19 protein-coding genes are annotated in these 20,748 nt (G+C 65.7%); 3 read left to right on the top strand and 16 right to left on the bottom strand.

Annotated features, from left to right (window positions below):
• Window positions 1–43: 43 nt before the first annotated feature.
• The 7 genes from H7J86_RS00280 to H7J86_RS00310 all read right to left on the bottom strand — a co-directional run bounded on the left by H7J86_RS00280 (window position 44) and on the right by H7J86_RS00310 (window position 6,576).
• Window positions 44–229, bottom strand: coding sequence for a ferredoxin (locus tag H7J86_RS00280; RefSeq protein WP_090364197.1), 186 nt, complete (start codon window positions 227–229; stop codon window positions 44–46).
• Window positions 229–1,629, bottom strand: coding sequence for an aldehyde dehydrogenase family protein (locus tag H7J86_RS00285; protein WP_267288644.1), 1,401 nt, complete (start codon window positions 1,627–1,629; stop codon window positions 229–231). Before H7J86_RS00285 ends, H7J86_RS00280 begins: the two co-directional genes overlap by 1 nt.
• Before the next feature lie 7 nt (window positions 1,630–1,636).
• Window positions 1,637–2,428 (bottom strand): coniferyl-alcohol dehydrogenase, encoded by a 792-nt coding sequence (locus H7J86_RS00290; RefSeq protein WP_090364194.1) that lies wholly within the window; start codon window positions 2,426–2,428, stop codon window positions 1,637–1,639.
• 13 nt (window positions 2,429–2,441) lie between these two features.
• Window positions 2,442–3,701, bottom strand: a complete 1,260-nt coding sequence (locus H7J86_RS00295; protein ID WP_090364192.1) for a cytochrome P450 — start codon at window positions 3,699–3,701, stop codon at window positions 2,442–2,444.
• Window positions 3,701–5,236 (bottom strand): acyl-CoA synthetase, encoded by a 1,536-nt coding sequence (locus tag H7J86_RS00300; RefSeq protein ID WP_267288646.1) that lies wholly within the window; start codon window positions 5,234–5,236, stop codon window positions 3,701–3,703. Before H7J86_RS00300 ends, H7J86_RS00295 begins: the two co-directional genes overlap by 1 nt.
• A 3-nt stretch (window positions 5,237–5,239) precedes the next feature.
• Window positions 5,240–5,644: an SCP2 sterol-binding domain-containing protein gene (locus H7J86_RS00305; RefSeq protein WP_090364189.1), complete on the bottom strand. Its 405-nt coding sequence runs from the start codon at window positions 5,642–5,644 to the stop codon at window positions 5,240–5,242.
• Between the two features lie 221 nt (window positions 5,645–5,865).
• The gene (locus tag H7J86_RS00310) at window positions 5,866–6,576 is read right to left on the bottom strand and encodes a hypothetical protein (protein WP_267288648.1); all 711 of its coding nucleotides are present in this window, start codon (window positions 6,574–6,576) and stop codon (window positions 5,866–5,868) included.
• A gap of 322 nt (window positions 6,577–6,898) precedes the next feature.
• Between H7J86_RS00310 and H7J86_RS00315 the strand changes: the two genes are divergently transcribed.
• Window positions 6,899–7,984, top strand: coding sequence for a phosphotransferase (locus H7J86_RS00315; protein ID WP_267288650.1), 1,086 nt, complete (start codon window positions 6,899–6,901; stop codon window positions 7,982–7,984).
• 44 nt (window positions 7,985–8,028) lie between these two features.
• A complete protein-coding gene (locus H7J86_RS00320) occupies window positions 8,029–9,183 on the top strand; it encodes a CaiB/BaiF CoA transferase family protein (protein WP_267288652.1) in 1,155 nt (384 codons plus the stop codon).
• Between the two features lie 25 nt (window positions 9,184–9,208).
• Here the strand turns inward: H7J86_RS00320 and H7J86_RS00325 are convergent, their stop codons facing one another.
• From H7J86_RS00325 to H7J86_RS00355, 7 genes are read right to left on the bottom strand one after another with little or no spacing between them, the layout of a single operon-like run.
• The gene (locus H7J86_RS00325) at window positions 9,209–10,039 is read right to left on the bottom strand and encodes an HpcH/HpaI aldolase/citrate lyase family protein (RefSeq protein ID WP_187099431.1); all 831 of its coding nucleotides are present in this window, start codon (window positions 10,037–10,039) and stop codon (window positions 9,209–9,211) included.
• Between the two features lie 5 nt (window positions 10,040–10,044).
• Window positions 10,045–11,367 carry a phytoene desaturase family protein gene (locus H7J86_RS00330; protein ID WP_267288654.1) on the bottom strand — a complete coding sequence of 441 codons (1,323 nt, stop codon included), beginning with the start codon at window positions 11,365–11,367 and terminating at the stop codon, window positions 10,045–10,047.
• Between the two features lie 37 nt (window positions 11,368–11,404).
• Window positions 11,405–12,565: an acyl-CoA dehydrogenase family protein gene (locus H7J86_RS00335; RefSeq protein ID WP_267288656.1), complete on the bottom strand. Its 1,161-nt coding sequence runs from the start codon at window positions 12,563–12,565 to the stop codon at window positions 11,405–11,407.
• 2 nt (window positions 12,566–12,567) lie between these two features.
• A complete protein-coding gene (locus tag H7J86_RS00340) occupies window positions 12,568–13,779 on the bottom strand; it encodes an enoyl-CoA hydratase-related protein (protein ID WP_267288658.1) in 1,212 nt (403 codons plus the stop codon).
• Entirely contained in the window at window positions 13,769–14,221 is a 453-nt protein-coding gene (locus H7J86_RS00345; RefSeq protein WP_090364183.1) for a MaoC family dehydratase, read from the bottom strand. Before H7J86_RS00345 ends, H7J86_RS00340 begins: the two co-directional genes overlap by 11 nt.
• Window positions 14,222–14,240: 19 nt before the next feature.
• On the bottom strand, window positions 14,241–15,206 hold the full coding sequence (locus tag H7J86_RS00350) for a DUF7064 domain-containing protein (protein WP_267288660.1): 966 nt from the start codon (window positions 15,204–15,206) through the stop codon (window positions 14,241–14,243).
• On the bottom strand, window positions 15,200–16,171 hold the full coding sequence (locus H7J86_RS00355; RefSeq protein WP_267288662.1) for a phosphotransferase family protein: 972 nt from the start codon (window positions 16,169–16,171) through the stop codon (window positions 15,200–15,202). The genes H7J86_RS00350 and H7J86_RS00355 overlap by 7 nt, the downstream gene beginning before the upstream one ends.
• 219 nt (window positions 16,172–16,390) lie before the next feature.
• Between H7J86_RS00355 and H7J86_RS00360 the strand changes: the two genes are divergently transcribed.
• The gene (locus tag H7J86_RS00360; protein ID WP_267288664.1) at window positions 16,391–17,413 is read left to right on the top strand and encodes an MBL fold metallo-hydrolase; all 1,023 of its coding nucleotides are present in this window, start codon (window positions 16,391–16,393) and stop codon (window positions 17,411–17,413) included.
• Here H7J86_RS00360 and H7J86_RS00365 read toward each other — a convergent pair.
• Together H7J86_RS00365 and H7J86_RS00370 are read right to left on the bottom strand one after the other, a co-directional pair.
• Complete coding sequence (locus H7J86_RS00365) at window positions 17,410–19,143, bottom strand: class I adenylate-forming enzyme family protein (protein ID WP_267288666.1); 1,734 nt, start codon at window positions 19,141–19,143, stop codon at window positions 17,410–17,412. The genes H7J86_RS00360 and H7J86_RS00365 overlap by 4 nt on opposite strands.
• Window positions 19,140–20,741 (bottom strand): class I adenylate-forming enzyme family protein, encoded by a 1,602-nt coding sequence (locus H7J86_RS00370; RefSeq protein ID WP_267288668.1) that lies wholly within the window; start codon window positions 20,739–20,741, stop codon window positions 19,140–19,142. Before H7J86_RS00370 ends, H7J86_RS00365 begins: the two co-directional genes overlap by 4 nt.
• Between the last annotated feature and the right edge of the window lie 7 nt (window positions 20,742–20,748).

The raw sequence follows: 20,748 nt of genomic DNA on the forward strand, positions 1-20,748 counted from the left end.
AAGGAATGCGGGAACGGCACACCGACGGTGTGCCGGACGTCGGTCAGCCGTCGATCGAGATGGCACCGGTCGGACAGTTCGCCACGGCTTCTTGCGCCATCGCGACATCGCCTTCCGCGCCGCCGATCACGTGTGCCTGTCCGTCGTCCCCGACCTCGAACACGGTAGGTGCCGTCATCTCACACATTCCGATTCCGGAGCATTTGGTTCCGTCCACGCGGATATTCATCAGAACAGCCTTCTCATGAGTTTCACTGCCCGGTCCGTGTAAGGCGGGTAGACGAGCGTCAGGTCCGGCCATGCGGTTTTGGCCAACACGGCACGGCGGTGGCTCAACGCCTCGAACCCCCAACGACCGTGGTACTGCCCCATCCCGCTGGCACCGACACCGCCGAACGGAAGCTGCGGAACCAGGCAGTGCATGGCGATGTGGTTGATCACGGCGCCACCGGAGGGGATGGCGTCGATCAGCTCGCGGCCCAGCCGCTGCGAGCCGGTGAAGACATACAGCGCGAGCGGCTTGGGTCGTGAGTTCACGAACTGGACGGCGGCCTGGGTGGATTCCACGCTCATGATGGGCAGCAGCGGGCCGAAGATCTCATCCGCCATCACAGCGTCGGTAGGCGCCGGATCCCGGATGACGGTCGGTTCGATGGTCAGTGCGTCGGCATCTGCACGACCGCCGGTGACGATCGTGCCGGTGGTCGTGTCGATCAACCCGGCAAGCCGGTCGAACTGCCGCCGGTTGACGATCCGCAGACCGCTGGTGTGTTCCTGAGCCCGAAACGCCGCAACGGCGGCGATGACCTTATCGGTGAAGCTGTCCGCAACGGCCTCTTCGACCAGCACGTAATCCGGCGCGATGCAGGTCTGGCCGGAGTTCATGAGTTTGACCCACGCGACGCGGCGCGCCGCGACATCCAGGTCGGCGTCGGCAGTGACCAGCACCGGACTCTTACCGCCCAGTTCGAGTGTCACGGGCGTCAGTGTGGGGGCCGCGGCCGCCATGATCTTGCGGCCGATCTCGGTGCCGCCGGTGAACAACACGTGATCGAACCCTTGCGCGATCAAGTTCTGCGTGGTGCCACCGTCACCCTCGATGACCCTGATTGCTTGATTGTCAAGGTATTTGGGAATGAGTTCGGTCAGCAGTTCAGAAGTGGCCGGTGCGAGTTCCGACGGCTTGAGCACGGCACAGTTGCCGGCCGAGATCGCGGCGACCAGCGGGGCGACACTGAGATAGAACGGGTAGTTCCACGGCCCGATGACGAGCACCACACCCAGTGGGTCGTACTGCACCCAGCCGCGGCCCGGCAATTGCGCCAGCGGAAGTGGCTGCCGGTCGCGGCGCATCCACTTCTTGAGATGCTTTCGCGCATAGGCGGCTTCGCCTTTGGTGGAGGCGATGTCGCCCAGCCAGGCTTCCACCGGCGGGCGGCCCAGGTCATGGGCCAGGGCCTCGGCGATCGCCGGCTCCTGCTCGTCGCATAGTGCTTCGATGGCCGCCAACTGGTCCAGGCGCCACCGTAGCGGCTTGGTGCGGCCGGTCGCGAACGCGCGCCGCAGATCGGGCAGCGCGGTGCATTCGTGCGCGGCGCCCGAAGTGTCGGTTACTGCTTTCAGCGTCATCGAGGCCTCAGAATTCCGGCTTCGGGACCACGCCGGTGCTGACGGCACCGGTGAGGCCGCCGTCGACCGCCAGGGCCTGCCCGTTCACCCACCGCGCGGCGTCGGAAGCCAGGAAGAGCACCACCGAGGCGATATCGGCGGGGTCTGCGTGCCGGCCGAGGAGTTCCTTGACCCCGTCCAGGGTGTCCTTGCCCATCGACTCCTCGAAGTCGACCAGGATCGGAGTCTCCACCGGGCCCGGGAGAACCGCGTTGATCCGCAATCCCATCTGGGCCAGGGCCAGCCCCATCGACTGGGTGTACACGGTGCTGACTTCTTTGGAGAAGTTGTAGGCGTTGCCCTGCTGCGGGTTGGCCTTGAACCAGGCGGCGCCCTCCTCGAAGGTGTCGGTTGCCAGCACGTCGCGTATCGCCTCGAGCCGCTCGGGCCAGCCGAAGCCGGCGGTCGAGGACACGATGGTGATCGACCCTCCGGGCACGAGCCGTTCGAAGAACGCTTCGCTGAGATGGCGCACAGCCAGGCTGTTGACCGCGAAGACGAGATCCGCCGGCGCCGTCCCCGGAATACCGGCGACGTTCATCAGTCCGTCGTAGGGCCCCTCGAGGGTCTCCAGGGCCGCGTCGATACTGCGCGGGTTGGCGAGGTCGACCTCGATATGGCGAGTGACCTTGGCCTGCGGCTGATTTCGGTCCAGGCTGGTCACTTCGGCTCCGGCAGCCAACAGCTGCTCGGCGACGGCGTGGCCGATCCCGGAGGCGGCCCCGGTGACGACGTAGTGCTTTCCCGAGTACTCGGTCATGGTGGTTCTCCGGTCAGTCGAGGGTGTAGGGCAGGGATTTGACGGCGTGCACGAAGTTTCCGGTCAAGAACTCGGGGTCACCGACCCGTAGGGTGGGCGCGCGGTGGACCAGTTCCCGGAAGATGGCCTCCAGCTGCATCTTGGCCAGGAAGGCGCCCATGCAGAAGTGCGGTCCCCCGCCGCCGAAACCGACGTGCGCGTTCGGCTCTCGGGTGATATCGAACTCGTGAGGATTGGCGAAGGCCCGTTCGTCCCGATTGCCCGATGAGTACATCATCAGCACCCACTCCCCTTCGCGTACCAATTGGCCGCACAGTTCGGTGTCCTGGGTGGCGGTCCTGCGGAACGTCATGACCGGACTTGCCCAGCGCACGAACTCCTCGATACCGCGCTTGATGTGGCCGTCGAAGTCCCGTTCCAGCAACGCGCGCTGATGCGGAAACTGTTGCAGGGCCATCGTGGTCAGCGTCACGGTGTTCCGGGTGGTGTCGTTGCCGGCCACCGAGAGCAGCACGAAGAACGCACCGAGTTCCTCGTCGGTGAGTCGGCGACCGTCGATCTCGGCCTGCACCAACAACGACATCAGGTCCGATGTGGGATGAGCGCGACGCTGCTCGGCGAGTTCGAGCCCCGTCGTGAGCAGCCCGACCAGGGATTCGTTGAGGACCTCGCCCGATTCGCGTCCGGCGGCCACATCGGCATCCGCCCAGGACACCATGCCGTCTGCGTTGTGCGCCGCCTCATCGCGGTATTCCGCAGGCAGCCCGATCATCTCGTAGATGGTCCACATGGGCAGCCGCTTGGACACCTGCTCGACGAAGTCACCGCTGCGCGTCTTGAGCAGGTCGGTCACGATCGTCGCGGCCTGGACCTTGATCTGGTCCTGGATCTTGGCCACCTGGCGTGGCGTGAACACCGAGCTGATCAGTCGGCGCAGGATGGAATGCTGGCTGCCGTCCATCGCCAGGAAGGACTGTGCGGCGTCCAGAATGTCTTCCGGCACCGCCTCGATCATCACGCCTTGGCCCGAGCAGAACAATTGCGGGTTCTTGCTGATGTAGGCGATGTCCTCATTGCGGGTCACCGCCCAGAGGCCGTCGATCTCGGCTTCCATCAACGCGCCTTCGATCGGCGCGTGCCAGCTGAGCGGCCGTTCGTCGCGCAGGATCTTGAACGACTGCTCGCGTTCGTCGGCGGTCTTGGCCCAGAAGCTCAGCGGGGAGATGCTGACGGGATCGTATTCCCTGGCGGTGGTGAGCATTTGGGTATTCATCAGTGTGCCTCCGCGTAGCGTTGTTGGAGCTTGCGTTTGGCCAGCTTTCCGGTCGCCAGCCGTGGGAGTTCGTCGACGAAGTCGACGCTGCGCGGCGCCTTGTAGTGCGCGATCCGTTCACGCACATAGTCGATCAGCTCCGCGGCCAGCTCGTCGGTGCCCGACCAGCCGTCCCGCAGTTCGATGACGGCCTTGACCTGTTCACCCATCTCGGGGTGCGGAACACCGATGACGGCGACATCGGAGACCTTCGGGTGCAGCGCCAGCACGTTCTCGATCTCCTGGGGGTAGATGTTCACCCCGCCGGAGATGATCATGAACGCTTTACGGTCGGTCAGGAACAGGTACCCGTCTTCGTCCAGGTATCCCACGTCACCCACGGTCGACCAGTTGTCGTGGCCGGGATGTCGTGCACTGGAGGTCTTTTCCGGGTCGTTGTGGTACTCGAACGGGGCCTGTTCGCGCTCGAAGTAGACGGTTCCGACGTCGCCGGGGCCGAGTTCGACGCCCTCGTCGTCACAGATGTGCAGGGTGCCCAGCGCCGCCCGGCCCACCGACCCACGCTTGTTCAGCCATTCAGGGGTGGTCACGACGGTGACGCCGTGGCCCTCGGTGGCGCCGTAGTACTCGACGAGAATCGGTCCCCACCAGTCGATCATCGCCTGCTTGACATCGGGTGGGCACGGCGCGGCGGCGTGCACCGCCAGCCGCAGCGTCGACGTGTCGAAGGAGTGCCGCACGTCCTCGGGCAGCTGCAACATCCGGATGAACATGGTGGGCACCATCTGGGTCACGGTGATGCGGTGGGCCTGGATGGCGGTCAAGGCGGCGGTCGCGTCGAACTTCTCCATCAAGACCACGGTGCCGCCCAGGGCGTGCACACCGCCGCACCACTTCAGGGGTGCGGCGTGGTAGACGGGCGCCGGGGACAGGTAGCGGTCGCCGGCACTGATACCGAACGCGTGCGCCAGCATGCCCACCAGAGGATCACCGGGTTCGTCGACCTGAATGTCCAAGAGGACGGGTTTGATCCCCTTCGGCCGTCCGGTCGTCCCCGAGGAGTAGAGCATCTCGGTCCCGCGAGGCTGGTCCCGCAGAGCCTCGAAACGATCGTCGATGAGAACGTCGTAGGGCTGATGACCGGCGATCTGGCCACCGTAGGAGTACCGATACCCGACCTGGGGTGTCAGCGCGACGATCTCTTCGGCCAGGCCCCGCACCCCCGCCGAGGCGAACAGCACACGCGCGCCGCAATCACTGACGATATAGGCCGCCTCGTCCGCGGCCAGGTGCCAGTTCACCGCGGTGATGTACAGACCTGAACGAATGGCAGCCCAATAGACCTCGAAGGCTTCCACCGTGTTGTCCGATAACAGCGCGACCACGTCGCCGCGGCGCAGACCCATACCGTGCAGAGCGCTGGCGATGGACGCCGAACTCCGCTCCAGCTCGCCGTAGGTCAACGTCCGGCCCGACTCGGCCATGATCACGGCCGGACGTTCCGGATCCGATGTTGCGTGGATTCCCGGGAACATCGGTCAGGCCAGCAGGTCGTCGCGGCCGTCGGCCTTGAGACGTTCGATGTAGGACGGGTAGAGCTTCTTGCCGAGCGGCGCCAATTTGAGCAGGCTAGCCACGTTTCCGTCGACCTTGATCTTCTTCTTGGCCATCGCTAACGGCAGATTCACTTTGCCCTGCCAGTAGGCGCTACCCGTGTCGGCGGTCATCGACATGGTGGCCATCGGCTCCGGGCCCCCGTCGAGGCCTTCGTGGACCACCTTGTTGGCCATATCGATCAGGACCACGGCCTCGGGATCGGTGAAATCGAACGCGACCACGAGGCCGGTGGCTTCGAGCTTGGGGCCGATCTCGGGATCCACAAAGGCGGCCTCGAAAATGCCGCCGATGTACTTCGTGACCTCGGCCGAACTGGCGAACCCCATCGTTCTCCTTAATTTACGTTTGATTCAAAACTTAGGTTGGCCCACACTCTCCCCTGGGCTGAGACCATGGTCACACCAACTTTGCCATAAGTCAACTTATGGCGGGCGTGAGCCACGCTGCCGGGACCGCGTCCGCAGGCCACCCCCAAGAAAGATCCGCCACGCCGAAACCACGTTGCCGCACAGATCCTTTGAGCACATTCCCTAGGGATACGCCGCCCTCAGGCGGGCACCGCCCTACTCGGCGATTCTTCCGGGTCGACGTCCTTCAAAGCCGCCGCCCGCAGGACCAGGCCCATGCCGACGAGGAAAACGGCATAGGTGGTCAGCGCCAGCCAGAAGATGAACACACCTCGCCACGAGAACGGCCCGCTGTGGAAGAAGAAGGCCAGCGGGTCGGGGATGAACGACGCGGCAATCCAGAAGTTCATGTAGCCCACCCAGCGGGGCAGCGTTGCACGCGGATCGCGCAGAATCGCCGTACCGATGGCGATGTTCTGGATGATGAACGGCGCAATGGGCGTGATGAACAACAACCAGGAGATGTCGTTGAGCGTGACCGTCAGCTCCGGGTTGCGGTCCGGACGAAACGCGATGACGGCCATCAGCAGCATCGGCAACAGGAGCAGGACACCGGTGGCCGCACCCGTGACCAGCTGGATGAAGGTGAGGATCGGGTGTCGCCCCTCGATCCGCAGCATGCGGTAGCCGATCAGCCCGATCAACGGAAACACCAGGCAGATGCCGAGTTGCGCGATCACCAGGCCACACAGCACCCGGGTGTCGTTCGCGTAGAAGCTCACCACCTGCTCGGTCGTACTGGAGGACCCCAGCGGGATCGGCAGGACGCCGGCGATGAGCCAGCCGCACAGCGCAACGATCACGGTTGCGGGCCCACACCAGGCACAGATGAGCTGGATACGACGTGACATGACAAACACCCATCTGCCGAGAATTTTTATTCTTTGTTAGAAGATAGGGCTCGTGAGCGCGCACACACAAGGGCCGGAGACAACTCGGGCGTCGCCGCCGCCAATCGATACCCGATACCGGTGACAGCGAGAAGAGAATTGACTTGCGAATAGAAAACACCGATCCCTGGTCTTGACGCACGTCGCGATGGCCACCTACCGTCGGTGACGCGTGCGTGATCCGTGTCACGCCGGCCGAGCAGGGTCATGCCACCACACCCGCCTGGCGCGAATCCCTCATCCTCCGCCACCGGATGATCCGTTGAACACGAAGGAATCTGCCATGTCGTCGATCCCGTACACGATCGCGGAGGTCACCCCGGAAGCCGTGACCGAGCTGTTGTCGCAGCGCACGGGATGGACAGATCTCTCTATCGCCTCGCTCGAATCCGCTCCGGTCGGCACCGGCCAGATGGCGAACAGCTACCGGTTGACACTGGAGTACACGATCCGACCAGATGGCGCCCCGGACACGGTGATCGCCAAGATGTCGAGCACCGATCCCGACAGCCGCCAGATGGGTGCGGCGACGGGCGCCTACCAGCGCGAAGTGCTGTTCTACCAACACCTCGCCGACCTGACCGACGTGCGGGCACCCGACTGCTTCTCGGCCCAGATCACCGATGACCACCACGACTTCCTGCTGCTGTTGGAAGACATGGGCCCGGCCCGGACCGTGGAACAGATCGGTGGCTGCACCCCGGATCAGGCGGACTCGGCGCTGGGCCAGGCCGCCGCTCTGCACGCCGGATCCTGGGGTCACGCCACATTGACCGAGCAGTCCTGGCTGCCTGTCGAGCACGTGTGGAACGCACTGGCCGGCGCGCTACCGGAGATTGTCGACCCGTGGCTGCAGCGATTCGGCAGCTACCTCGAGCTCGAACACGTGGATGTGTTGCATCGCCTCGGCCGCGAGATACCGGCCTGGCTCGCGACGCTGAGCGAGCACCGGACGTTGTGGCACGGCGATTTTCGGCTCGACAATCTGTTGTTCGACGCCCAGGACGGACGGACCCGGATCGCCGTCGTCGACTGGCAGAGCGTCGCCGTCGCCCCGGGTGTGATCGACGTGTCCTACCTCCTGGGCACGTCGTTGACCGAGGCCGATCGCGTGGCGCACGAGCGCGCCCTCGTCGGTGAGTACCATCGGCGGTTGCTTTCCGCCGGCGTCACCGGCTACGACGCCGACCGCTGCTGGCTCGAATACCGGGCACACGCCCTCTACGGTCTGGTGCTGACGGTCCCCGTCTCGCTGGGTGTGGCGAGTACCGAACGAGGTGATGCCATGTTCGGTGCGATGGCCCGCCGGGTGGCACAGCAGATCGTGGACAACGACAGCTTCACCGCACTCACCGCAGTGACCGGGTGACCGAGCCCGACCGGGGCGGTCCGGCCCAACAGAAAGAACGATCGATGTCAGATTCCCGTTCGGCGCCGCTCGACGGTGTGAAAGTCCTCGAGATCGGCGGGATGGGCCCAGGCCCCTATGCCGGTATGACGTTGGCCGGTATGGGAGCCGATGTCATCAGGATCGAACGGCCCGGAGGGTTGGGGGTCTTCCCGGGCGAACCGACCCGGGATCTCCTGAATCGCGGGAAGCGGTCGGTGTGCCTCGATCTCACGCACGACAGTGCCGTCGAAGCCGTACTGAAGATGGTCGAACGTGCGGACATCCTCATCGAGGGTCATCGACCTGGCGTCGCCGAACGGCTCGGGATCGGGCCGCAACAGTGTCAGCAACGCAATCCGGCACTCGTCTACGGCCGCATGACCGGGTGGGGACAGGACGGTCCGCTGGCGCGAGTTGCCGGCCACGACATCGGCTACATCGCGCTGACCGGTGCGCTGCACGCGATCGGGGATGCCGGCGGCCCACCGCAGATCCCGGTCAACCTGGTCGGCGATTTCGGCGGCGGCGGCGCCTACCTCGTGATGGGTGTGCTCGCCGCGCTCTGGGATGCCGCCCGTACCGGCCGGGGGCGCGTCGTCGACGCCGCGATCGTCGACGGTGCCGCGCACCTCCTCACCGGGACGCACGCCATGCTGAATGCCGGGGCGTGGCGCGACGAGCGTGGGGTGAACATGCTCGACGGCGGCGCTCCGTACTACGCCATCTACCGCACCGGCGATGATCGGCACATGGCGGTCGGGGCCATCGAGGCCAAGTTCTACGCACTCCTGTTGTCGGGTCTGGGCTTGACCGACGTCGCGGTCGGCCAGCAGAACGACCGCGCCACCTGGCCGGCGACCCGGGCACGCATCGCGGCGGCGTTCGCCACCCGTACTCAGCGCGAGTGGACCGAGATCTTCGGCACGAGTGATGCCTGCGTCTCCCCCGTGCTGAGCATGCAGAAAGCCAAGGACCACCCACACATCGCGGCGCGCGGCACTCTCACGGCCGGCAACGGCGTGCTCCAGGCCGCACCGGCGCCGCGGTTCGACGGCCTGACCGTCCCACCGCAGTCCAGCCCGCCGCAGCCTGGTCAGCACACCGCGGCCGTCCTGTCGGAATGGGGTATCGATCCGGCCCCACTCCTGGCCGACGGCGCAGCGTCAGCGGCGCAGTAACAGGCGGGCACGCAGCCCACCGGAATCACTGAGCCGTCGGCTGGGCAATCATGCCGGCCCGCAACAGTATCCGCTCCGCACGGGCAAGCACCGGCTTGTCGACCATCTTCCCGTCCACGACGCGCACCTCACCGCCGGCCGCCTCGTCGATGACCTTGCGTGCCCAGGCCAGTTCTTCGGGTGAGGGCGAGAACCGCTGGTTGACGACGGCCACCTGGCGCGGGTGGATACACAGCTTCCCACCGAAGCCCAAGCGAACCGCGTGGGAGATGTCGTCGGCGAGCATGCCCATATCGCCGAGTTCGGTGGTGACCCCGTCCAGCGGGGCGGCCCGTCCCGCGGCCGCCGAACCGAGTACCACGGCACTACGGGCGTACTGCAACGCTTGATGCACGTCGGGGTCCACACCGAGTTCAGCGCCGAGGTCGATGCTGCCGAACGCGGCGCGCACCACGGTGTCCACCGCACAGATCGCCTCGGTGGCATTGACTCCCGCCGCCGTCTCGATGAGCACGACCAGCGGTGTCCCCGGCGCCAGCTGCTCGGCGATGCTCTGTAACTGAGAAGCGCTGTGCGCCTTGGGAACCATCACCGCGCACTTCCACTGCGCCAGCATCTGCAGATCATCGGCGCACCACGAGGTATCGGTACCGTTGACCCGCACGAGCACCTGGACGCCGGTGCTCAGAAAGTCTCCCACCGCCACACGCGCAGCGTCCTTGTCGCCGACGGCGACGGCGTCCTCGAGATCCAACACCGCGATATCCGCACCGCTGGCGAGGGCCTTGGCGAAGCGGTCGGGCCGGTCGCCGGGGACGAACAGGACGCTGCGCGCGGAGGCGATGCGCTCGGCCAGTTTGCTCAGCGCAGCACCGCCGGTTTGTGGGCGGCGACGATCTTGTCCACCACCAGCTTTGCCGTCTCCGCACAAGCGGTGGTCCCGCCGTTGGCGTACTCCTTGACCCCGTCGCCGACGTTCCACAGGTTGCGGAACGGAGTGTCGTGGGTCAGGTCGTACCCGGCGACCGCACGCTGCGGGGGCCAGTCATCGCGGGTGATCGCGATATTCAGGATGCGCGCACGACGATCGAAGTCGTCGATGTTATCCCGCAGGTCCTGCAGCAGGAATTCGGTCTCCGCCGCCTCGTCGAAGTCACCGGTGGGATTCTTGGGCACGGCGGTACCCGCGTAGAGATTCCAGCCCTCCGGCGCCATCTCGGGACAGACATCGGTGAAGTTGGCGATATAGGCCAGTCGGCGTGATTTCGCGAAGCTGAGCATGCCCGGTACGTCGATGAGACGTTCCTGGCTGGCGAAGTTCACCGTGATCATCGATGTCGGGCGATCGGCGGCCTTGACGAGATCCTGATAGTCCGGCGGAACGTTCTCCTCACCGATCAGCTTGACGGTGCCGGCCGGGCCGATATCGCTGACCACCACGGGCGCGTCGATGCGCACCGTCTCGCCGTCTCGCGTGACGTCGATCCCGGTCACGACGTCACCGTCACCCTTGTGGATCTTCGTCACCGGCGTCGACAGCCAGATCTGTCCACCGTTGGCCACCACGGCCTCGGCCAGCGCGCGCCAGATGCCGATGGTGCCCTCGGGATGGAAACCGAACCTTTTGAACGCACTCTTACGCGTGAAGTAGGTGAGGAAGACCCGCGCCGGCAGATCCTCGGAGCCCACCGCGAACACCGAGGCGCACATGTTCCGGAAGATGCCGTGCACGCCTTCGTTCTTGGTGTACTTGGACACCCAGTCCGCGGTGGACAATTCGTCCTCGGGCAGACCGGAGTCGTTGCGGGCGGCGCCGATTCCCTTGACCAGCTTGGCACCCTGGCGGGTGAGCTTGCCGAGCAGGAAACCCCAGCCGCCGCCGGTGACATCGACATCCTTGCCCGCGATGCGGTACAGGATCGGCGGTTGCGGCTCGCGGATGTCGAAGCGGGCCCCCACCTCATTGCAGGTCTCTTGGGTGACACCGCCGACCTCGATGACGATGGCACCGTTGTTGACCTTGAAGCCGTCGATATCGTCGGTGGAGGCACGACCTCCGACCTTGTCGAAACGCTCCACCACCAGCGTGCGGTAGCCGAGTTTGGTCAGGCGAGCAGCCGTGAAAAGGCCACCCGCGCCGGCGCCGATCACCACGGCGTCAAATGCGTGTTCTGCTGACGTCATCGTCATTCTCCTTCGGTCACGTGTCAGGGTTCAGGGGTCAGTACGAGCGGGGCAGGCCGAGCGACGTCTGTGCGACGAAGTTGAGCACCATCTCCCGGCTGACCGGGGCGGTGCGCATCAGCCGGGTCACGAACCACAGTTCGGAGAGCCCGTACTCGTGCGAGAGGCCATTTCCGCCATGGGTTTGGATCGCCTGATCCAGCGCCTTGAGGGCCGCTTCGGATGCCGAGAACTTCGCGATGTTCGCCGCTTCGCCGGCGGGATCACCCGCGTCGAACTGCTGCGCGGACAGCGCGGTGGCCAGGCGGCTCAACTCGACGGCGATGTGGCTCTCGGCCAGCGGATGGGCGATGCCCTGATGCGCGCCGATCGCGGTCGACCACACCTTACGTTCCTTGGCATAGGCGACGGCCTTCTCGATCGCATACCGCCCGACACCACCACAGATGGCGCCGACGAGGATCCGCTCGGGGTTCAACCCGTCGAACACCTGCCTCAGCCCGTTTCCGGCCTGTCCGATCAACGCCTCCGCACCGACCTCGACCTCGTCGAGGAAGACGGTGAACTGCTTGTCCGGCGAGACGATCGAGGTGTCGATCTCCTGATAGGACAACCCCTTCGAGTCGGTCGGCACCACGAACAGCGACAACTTGGACTTCTCCGGTGTGGACAGATCGCCGTCGCGCGCCACCACCAGAAGAGCGTCGCATTGATCGATGGCCGAGATGTAGTACTTCGAACCCGAGAGCACCCAGCCGGTGCCGGTCTTGCGCGCCGTTGTCTTGACATTGTGGCTGTTGGAGCCCGCGTCGGGCTCGGTGAGACCGAACGCCACCTTCTGACTGCCGTCGGCGATCCCGGGCAGCCACCGCTGCTTCATCTCCCCGGAGCCATGGATGGCGATGATGCTGCCGCAGATGGCCGGGGAGATCACCCAGATGAGCATCGGCATCCCATGGGCGGCAAGTTCTTCGACCACCACGACCGCCTCGGCCATACCCCCGCCGCCGCCGCCGTAGGCCTCGGGCAGATGAACCCCGAGAAGGCCGGCGGCGCCGAGGTCCTTCCAGAGTTCCTCGATGCCCTCGCCCGCCCGGCCCCGCTCCAGAAAGTACTGCTGCCCATAGCGACTGGCGATACCCGCCACGCTCTCCCGGATCGCCTTGTGCTCGTCGGTGTCCTGAATAAGCCCTGCCATGGTCATCGCCCTTCGAAAGTCGGTGTCCGCTTCTCGGCGAACGCGGTGAACGCACCCGCCGCATCGCGGGTGATTCCTGTCTTCTTGGTGCCGCGCAATTCCGCGGCGAGTTGTCCGGTGAGGTCGTTGCCCCAGCTTTCCCGCAACAACGCCCGCATCGTCGCGAACGCGACAGTCGGTCCTTCGGCCAGCTCCCGAGCCAACGCCGTGGCACGCGCATGGAGTTCGTCGGCGGGCACGATCTCGTTCACCAGGCCCCAATCGAGGGCCTCCTCGACACTGATCGGCGTATTCCGCAGATACGCCTGGGCAGCCCGGCGCGGTCCGATCAGCCGTGGGAGGTGATAGGTACCGCCGCCGTCGCCCGACAGCCCGATGGCGGCGAAGGCCGGAACGAACCGGGTGCCCGTCGCGGCAAGCACGAGGTCGGCAGCGTAGACGAACCCCATGCCACCACCGGCCACCGCGCCGTGTGCGGCCGCCACGATGGGCGCTTCGAGCCGACTCAGGATGTCGAAGGCCTCGTGGAACGGCCAGATCATCCGCTCGAACAGCCGGTCGTAGCCTTCACCCCCGCCCTCCAAGAAGTACGAGATGTCACCGCCCACGGTCAGCGCCGGGCCGTTGCCACTGATCAGGACCGCGCGCACCGAGGGATCAGCGGCGATACGCCGTGCCACCTCCAAGAACTCCTGGGCCATCCGCAGATTGATGGCGTTGCGCTGCGCAGGGCGATTCAGACAGATCGTCGCCACCCCGTCTTCGACCCGGAAGTCGATGGTCTGCAGACGGCCGTCGCCCTCGAGTGCGGCATGCCAGGCAGCGGTGTCGGTCAGCTGGTTCAGGGACGCGATGTGACCGTCGCCGTCGAACGACAGGACGTGGACGAAGGCGGCCTCGAGTTCGCCCCCCGAGCGACGAGCGCTGCCACGATAGGTGCCGGTCACCACCAGCCGGCCGTCCTCCAGTGTCTGGAAATCCTCCGCCACCGCGCGTGCCTTGAAATGCTCACCGATACGCCACCACAACTTTGTGCGCATCGCATCCGGTCCGACGTGCGTGCCCCCCATGCCCAGCGGCAGACCCTGCGCGGCGTGGCCGACGAAGTCCGCCGCCAGAAGCTGATCCAGTGTGTCCACGTCACCGTCGGCCAGCGCCTGGTAGAGGCGTTCCGCTGTGGCGACTTTCGTGTCCCTGGTGAGCTCAACCGACATAGCGGACAATCGATTCGATCACGGCGGCAGGCTTGGCGGCCCCTTCCACCTCGACGGTGGTCACCAGGGTGGCCTGCACCGCCGCATCGAGCTTGTCGATCTGTGTGATGCGCGACGAGGCCCGAAGCTTGGCGCCCACGGGCACAGGTGTGATGAAGCGGACCTTGTTGAAGCCGTAGTTGATGGCCATGGTGACGTTGTCCACCCGGTACAGATCGTGCATGAACCGCGGCAGCAGCGACAATGTCAGAAGCCCGTGCGCGATGGTGCCGCCGAACGGCCCGGATGCGGCCCGTTCGGGGTCGACATGGATCCACTGATGATCGTCGGTGGCATCTGCGAACACGTTGACGCGCTGCTGGTCCACTTCGACCCAGTCGGTCGGGCCGAGTTCGGCCCCTTGCGCTGTCTCGAACTCCGCGAGATCCTGAAAAACCTTCATGCCGTGAGGGATCCTTTCTTTAGACGTGCTTTCCGACGGGTTGTCCGTCGTGTATCTGGTCGAGGTACTCGGCCATTCCGTACAGTTCGCCATCACCGTCGCGATGCCAACGGATGGCGGATTCGACGATGCGGGTACTCGCCGATCCATCGGCACTGCGATGTCTGAGTGGGACCGAGGACAGCGCCTCACCGCGCAGTCGCCAACGCCGCTCCCCGGCAACGAGGGTGACGTCGATGCGCTGCTGAAAACCGTCCTGGTCGCGCGCGGTGGTGATGGTGACGTCGTCGCAGCGGTGCACGTCGGCACCGTCGAAGACAAATCCCCCGCACCGGCTACTGCCATCTTCATCGCCGAAATACGCAGCCATGAAACCGAATTCGGTGGTGCACCCATGCAGCCAGCGGTAGAACCAGGGGGCTTGCCACGACCGCGGCCCCCAGGAGTGATCGCGCAGGCCATGCCCCTGCACCTCGTAGGTGTGTGCCCCGATCTCCAGACGACCGGTCACCGCACAGAGTTGTTCGTAGTGGTTCGGGGCGAAGGACTGACCTGCGGACTCGAATGTCTGCTCATGCGGTGCGGCGATGGCGCGGTATCGCAGCTGAATCTGCGCTGACACCAGCGGGCTTGAGCTCAACGCCGACTTCGGATCGCGCATCACCCGCGGGTCGGCCAACACGGAGACCTCACCGGTGAACCGAATTCCAATCTCCGCCATGGGCTGCACCACCTCGACCACCAGGCCACCGGCGTTCATCGCGGCATTGGTGGTCACGGCCGGGCGATCGAATCCGAAGCCGACCGCCCCACCCGGAAGGTAGAGGCAAACCGTGCGCTCCCCGATGCCTTCGTTCGGCCGATTCGCGAGTCGCAGAAACCCACCGAGACCGGTCGCCGGATCGTGGAACTCGAAGTACATCGACTCGTTGAAATCGTGCTCCGGCCCGACCACGTGGGTGTAATCGTCCTGCGCCACTACCACGTTGGTCTCCTCAACAGCGAAGCAGCCTCGATGAGGCTGAAGGTGATCTCCTCGTCGACGTTTCCCAGCAGCTGACGCGACGCATCGGCGCGGCGCCGGGTTTCGGCCGCCTGCAGAAGCGTCGCCGAGGTCCAGTAGGCCAGTGCCCGATAGAAGGTCACCTCGTGCAGGTCGATGTCGGTCCGGTCGGCATAGAATCCGGCCAGTTCCTCTCGTGACGAGAATCCGCCGATCCGCGTGGGACTGAGCGGGCAGCCGATCGGCTCACGCGGTGCACGCCAGCTGTTGAGCAGCCACGCCAGATCCATCAGCGGATTCCCGGCCGTGCAACGCTCCCAGTCCACAACCGTGAGGACCTGCGCGTCCTCTCGGGTCACGATGTTGGCGAGCCGGTAGTCGCCGTGCACCACCCGGGCCCGGGACTCCCGCATCGGCCTGCGGGTGAGCAGTCTGGTGCGCAGGGCGCACCAGGCCGAATCGTGCACACTGCTGGTGCCCGAGGACATCCAGACATCCGATACCGCGGCGATCTGTCGATCCAGGTGCGACGAGCCGAACACCGGCAGTCCGATGACCCGCGGATCCACGGTGTGCAAGCCGGCCAGCGTGTCGATGATGCTCTCGCCCAGCCGCCGACGCTGAGCCGCGTTCAGACGCGACGCCTGGATCTCGTCGTCGATGACCACACCGGGCACGAAACGCAGCACCATGAAGTGCCTGCCGCGTTGTTGGCCGTGGCCGACGACCTCCGGAACCGGCCGGCCGGCGGCCCGCAACCGCGTCAGCAACGTCGCTTCGCGGTCGAAGGAGCGCGGGTCGGGATTGATCCGCTCACGCAACACCCACTGCCGCCTGGCTTGATCGGTGACCAGCCACGTCGCGTTCGTGCAGCCGAGACCCATCTGGGTCACCGTGACGGGCCCCTGCGGCGCCTCGCCGTTGTCGGCCAGCCAACTCGCCAACACGCGTGGCCGCCCCGAGACCGGCCGATCGTATGCCGACACACGCGGCCGGTGCGGCGATCTGATGACCATCGCTGCCGCCCTCCTGCGCGCTGACAATATTTTTTCGAATGCGGCCTAGACCGCCCATAGCGGGGTTCATCACGCCTATATCGCCACGCTAACATACTTTTCTAGTTGCTGTTAAATTTTATACAGCACAGCAGAACGGGAGCAACGCACATGTCACAGTCATCCGCCGAGATGAGCACGAGCATGGAGAAGGTCACCGATAGCGTCACGTGTGTCGCGTTGCCACTGCCCCTACCCGACCTACAGGTGGTGAATTCCTATGCCGTGCAATCGCCAGACGGGGTGACCCTGATCGATCCGGGGTGGGCCTATCCGCAATCCGAGACGATCCTCCTCGGCGCACTGGACAGCCTCGGATATTGCGCGCGGGACGTACGGCGCATCGTGGCGACCCATCAGCACTGGGATCACTACTCACTCGGTGTGAAGTGGCGCGATCAATACGGCATCGAACTGCTGCTGGGCCGCGAGGAGCAACACAGCATCGCGGCCTTCTTGGCGCAGCCCGACGTCGTCCACCCCCATCAGGTGGGCATACTAAGAGAAGCCGGCGCACCCGATCTCGCCGCCGAAATCGACTCTCTGGACTGGGAACCCTACGAACGGGATGTGGCGTTCGCCCCGCCGGATCGCTGGCTCGACGACGGTGACGTGATCGACTGCGGCATCACGCAGATCGTCGTGCGTGCAACACCCGGTCATACTCGGGGGCACATCGTCTTCGAGGACACCCACCAGGGTGTGATCTTCACCGGAGACCATCTCCTGCCCCGCATCACGCCATCGATCGCGTTCGAACGAGCGCCCGGGAAACTCCCGCTGCGCTCCTATATCGACTCACTGAACCTGGTGTTGCGACTGCCCGATGCCCGGATGTTGCCCGCGCATGGCACGACCGCACGGACCACGCATGCCCGTGCGCAGGAGCTGCTCGAGCACCACGAGACCCGACTGCGCCAGATCGGCGATCTGGTCGTGGCCGGAAGTTCGACGGCGCTGCAGGTGGCCTCGGAGATGCGGTGGACCCGGCGCGAACGGACGCTCGACGAGTTGGAAATCGTGCACCGCATGACCGCCGTGCTTGAGGTGCAATCTCATCTGGACTTGCTCGAGGTGCGCAATGTGGTGACGTGTTCAGTGGTGGACGGCGTCCGTCACTTCGCCGTGCGTTAGCGTCGCGCCGTACCCGCCTGCAGGGTGGTCAACTGTTGCACCAGGCGGTACTTCTGCACCTTGCCCGTGGGTGTGGTGGGTAGGTCCTGCGCGCGGTAGAACACGACGCGTTTCGGGACTTTGAACCGCGCCAGCTTCTCCCGGCACAGAGCGAGCACATCCTGCTCGGTGAGCTGCCAGCCGGGAGCCGGAACCACCACGGCACAGCCGATCTCGCCCCACCGTTCATCGCAGAGTCCCACGGCGAAGACCTGGCTGATGCCGGGGTGCCCGGCCAGCAGGTCTTCGATCTCCTTGGGCATGACCAGTTCGCCACCACTTTTGTAGAGCTCTTTGCTCCGGCCGGTGACCTGGAGGTAGCCGTCGGCGTCGACACATCCCAGGTCACCCGAGTGCAGCCACCCGTCGCGAAGGGTGCGTGCGGTGTCCTCCGGGCGATTCCAGTACCCGAGCATGGTGGTCGGCCCGGAGGAGAGCAGCTCACCTTCGATCCCGGCCGGCATCGTCTCGCCGGTCTCGGGATCGACCGCGCGATAGATCACGAGCGCGTCGGACCCGGGCACACCGGCCGCACCAGCCAGCTTCGGCGTGCCCACCGTCCCGCAGAGCACGTCGAGCGAATCCTCGGGCAGGGTGAGTGTCATGGCCCCGCCACATTCGGTCATGCCGTAGCCGGTGACGATCTCGGTGACACCGAAATCTCGCGTGACCTGTGGCCACAGCCATCGTGGAGCGGGCGCGGACCCGCACAGGACGGCCTGGAGTGAGCTCAGGTCGTAGTCCCCGCGTAGCGGGCTTTCCACCATGGCGACCGCCATGGTCGGCACACAGAGAAGATCGGTGGCGCGATGCTCGGAGATACCCCGGAAGTAGCCCTCTGCGCTGAACGTCGGCTGCAGGATCACCGCTCCCCCGACGAACATCACCGACAACAAGCCTTCGACATAACCGAACATGTGGTAGCAGGGCAGCGAATACAGGATTCGACGTCCGTCTTCATACGCGCGGGTGAGGGCGGATGCGTAGGCGGTGCGCAGCACCGCATCGTGGGTCACCACGACGCCTTTCGGGGCGCCGGTGGTACCCGAGGTGTAGAGCATGTCACCGGCAGACAGCGGGTCCACGGCCTGGATCGGCGATGCGGCGTGGCAGTCACCTCCGAGATCCGCCAGCGACCGCACCGACAGCGCACCGCGCCGAGGTTCACCCCCGGTATCGAGAACGACGACCCGGCGCAGCTCCGGCAGACCGTCCGCCCCGGCATCCCGGTCGGCGAATCCCGGCGAGTGCCAGCCGGGCACGATGGTGTCGAGCATGTGCTGATATTCCAATGACCCGAACTCCGTCATGGTGACCAGCACGCGGCAGCCGGAATCAGCCAGTACGAAGGCCAATTCGTTCTCACGGTAGAGGTAGTTGAACGGTACGGCGATCGCCCCGACGCGTGCGATCGCGAACTTCACACTCACGAACTCGGGATAGTTGGCCATCAGCATGCCCACCCGGTCGCCGGCCCGCACACCCAGCGCGGACAAACCGGCGGCGAGTCTGCGGGATTCCTCGGCGACCTCGCGATAGGTCATCGTTGCCGAGTCGGCAAGCACAAACGGCCGCGACGGGTACCGATCGGCGCACGCGTCGAGCCAACCGGCCAGACTCACCGGCTGCCATGCGGGAAACCTGTGGCGCAGCACCTGACGACGTGCCCCGATCGACGGCCGCACGGTCACAGCTCGTGCAGTTCGTGCTCGAGAATGGCGTCACGCAAGGCAAACCGCTGCACCTTACCCGTCGGCGTCCGCGGGAAATCGTCGGCAAGGAACCACCGGGCCGGCACCTTGTAGGAGGGCATCCGGGCGCGGACATGATCGACCAGGCGATCCCGCAGACCTTCTCGGTTCCCCGGGGCCACCCGGCATGCCACCGCGACGATCTCACCCATCCGCTCATCGGGAAGTCCCACGGCAACCACGTCGATGATCTCGTCGTGGTCGGCGATGATGGACTCCACGTCGGCGGGTGAGATGTTCTCACCACCGCGGATGATCAGCTCCTTCAGCCTGCCCGTCACGGTGAGGTAACCACGATGGTCCATGGCACCCAGGTCACCGGTGCGCACGAACCCGTCCGGGTCGAGGGCACGTGCGGTCGCCTCCGGATCGTGCAGGTACTCGACGAACTGCTGATACCCGCGCGCACAGATCTCCCCTACCTCGCCGACCCCGACGGTGGCACCGGTGTCGGGATCGATGATCTTGCAGTCCAGGTGGGGTAGTTGCCGCCCCACCGTGTTCAGCTGATCCTGCGGACTGTCCCCCGGACGGGTGAGCGACAGCACCGGCGCGAGTTCGGTCTGGCCGAACAGGTTGTACACGTGCGCCCCGAAGACCGAGGCGGCACCGTCGATCAGATCGGCGGCGACATTCGAGGCCCCACCCATGATGACGCTCAACTGCGGTGCGGGCGTGCCGATCTCACGCTGCCGCCGCAACAGGGCGTGCAGCACCGTCGGCACGTAGAAGAGCACCGAGACGTTCTCCCGGCGCATCGCTTCCAGCGCCTCGTCGGCGGCGAAACGCTCGCACAATACCGAGGTGCCCGCCAACCAGAGCGGCCCCAGGGTGGCGATGACACACCCCGCCGTGTGGAACAACGGCAACGGGTTGAAACACCGCGCCTTGGGGGGCGCCCCCGTGGCTTCCATCGTCAGTTTGGCCACGTTGACCAGGGCCCGGTGGGTCAACAGCACACCCTTGGGGCGACCGGTGGTACCCGAGGTGTACTGCAGCATGACCGGCGAGTCAGCACTGATCTCGGGTGCCGAGGCTGCTGCCGCCGGGGCCAGCCACACCTCACGTTCTGACAGCGAGATCCGCCGCAGACCAGGGATATCCGCGCACACCCGCGCTGCGACTTCACCCATCGCGTACCCGCGGCTGACATCGGCGTGCAGCAACACACGCGCGCGGCTGTGCCGCAACGCGTAGTCGAGTTCGTCATCGCGCAGCACCGGGTTGAGCGCGACCAGTACGACGCCGGCCAGCGCGGCGCCGTACTGGATCACGGTCCATTCGATGACGTTGGGGGCCCACAAGGCCACGTACTGACCGGGCTCCACCAACGTCGACAGCGCCGCTGCCACTCGACACGCTTCGCCGAAAAGGGCGGCATACGTGAGTCGTTCGATATCACCGGTACCGTGCCGGACGCCGATCACGGCTTCGGTGTCCGGGTGATCTGCGGCTCGCGCCGCGAGCAGCCCACCCACCGAATCGTCGATGAGCGGCACCGAGCGATCGCCCTCCCGGTACGCCGGCGCAGATCTCATGGCGTCG

It is taken from the genome of Mycobacterium hackensackense (assembly GCF_025822555.1).
In the GTDB taxonomy this organism is placed as follows: domain Bacteria; phylum Actinomycetota; class Actinomycetes; order Mycobacteriales; family Mycobacteriaceae; genus Mycobacterium; species Mycobacterium fluoranthenivorans.

Coding starts and splice junctions, on each gene's coding strand:
- H7J86_RS00280 (WP_090364197.1), bottom strand. CDS start 229: ATGAATATCCGCGTGGACGGAACCAAATGCTCCGGAATCGGAATGTGT.
- H7J86_RS00285 (WP_267288644.1), bottom strand. CDS start 1,629: ATGACGCTGAAAGCAGTAACCGACACTTCGGGCGCCGCGCACGAATGC.
- H7J86_RS00290 (WP_090364194.1), bottom strand. CDS start 2,428: ATGACCGAGTACTCGGGAAAGCACTACGTCGTCACCGGGGCCGCCTCC.
- H7J86_RS00295 (WP_090364192.1), bottom strand. CDS start 3,701: ATGAATACCCAAATGCTCACCACCGCCAGGGAATACGATCCCGTCAGC.
- H7J86_RS00300 (WP_267288646.1), bottom strand. CDS start 5,236: ATGTTCCCGGGAATCCACGCAACATCGGATCCGGAACGTCCGGCCGTG.
- H7J86_RS00305 (WP_090364189.1), bottom strand. CDS start 5,644: ATGGGGTTCGCCAGTTCGGCCGAGGTCACGAAGTACATCGGCGGCATT.
- H7J86_RS00310 (WP_267288648.1), bottom strand. CDS start 6,576: ATGTCACGTCGTATCCAGCTCATCTGTGCCTGGTGTGGGCCCGCAACC.
- H7J86_RS00315 (WP_267288650.1), top strand. CDS start 6,899: ATGTCGTCGATCCCGTACACGATCGCGGAGGTCACCCCGGAAGCCGTG.
- H7J86_RS00320 (WP_267288652.1), top strand. CDS start 8,029: ATGTCAGATTCCCGTTCGGCGCCGCTCGACGGTGTGAAAGTCCTCGAG.
- H7J86_RS00330 (WP_267288654.1), bottom strand. CDS start 11,367: ATGACGTCAGCAGAACACGCATTTGACGCCGTGGTGATCGGCGCCGGC.
- H7J86_RS00335 (WP_267288656.1), bottom strand. CDS start 12,565: ATGGCAGGGCTTATTCAGGACACCGACGAGCACAAGGCGATCCGGGAG.
- H7J86_RS00340 (WP_267288658.1), bottom strand. CDS start 13,779: ATGTCGGTTGAGCTCACCAGGGACACGAAAGTCGCCACAGCGGAACGC.
- H7J86_RS00345 (WP_090364183.1), bottom strand. CDS start 14,221: ATGAAGGTTTTTCAGGATCTCGCGGAGTTCGAGACAGCGCAAGGGGCC.
- H7J86_RS00360 (WP_267288664.1), top strand. CDS start 16,391: ATGTCACAGTCATCCGCCGAGATGAGCACGAGCATGGAGAAGGTCACC.
- H7J86_RS00370 (WP_267288668.1), bottom strand. CDS start 20,741: ATGAGATCTGCGCCGGCGTACCGGGAGGGCGATCGCTCGGTGCCGCTC.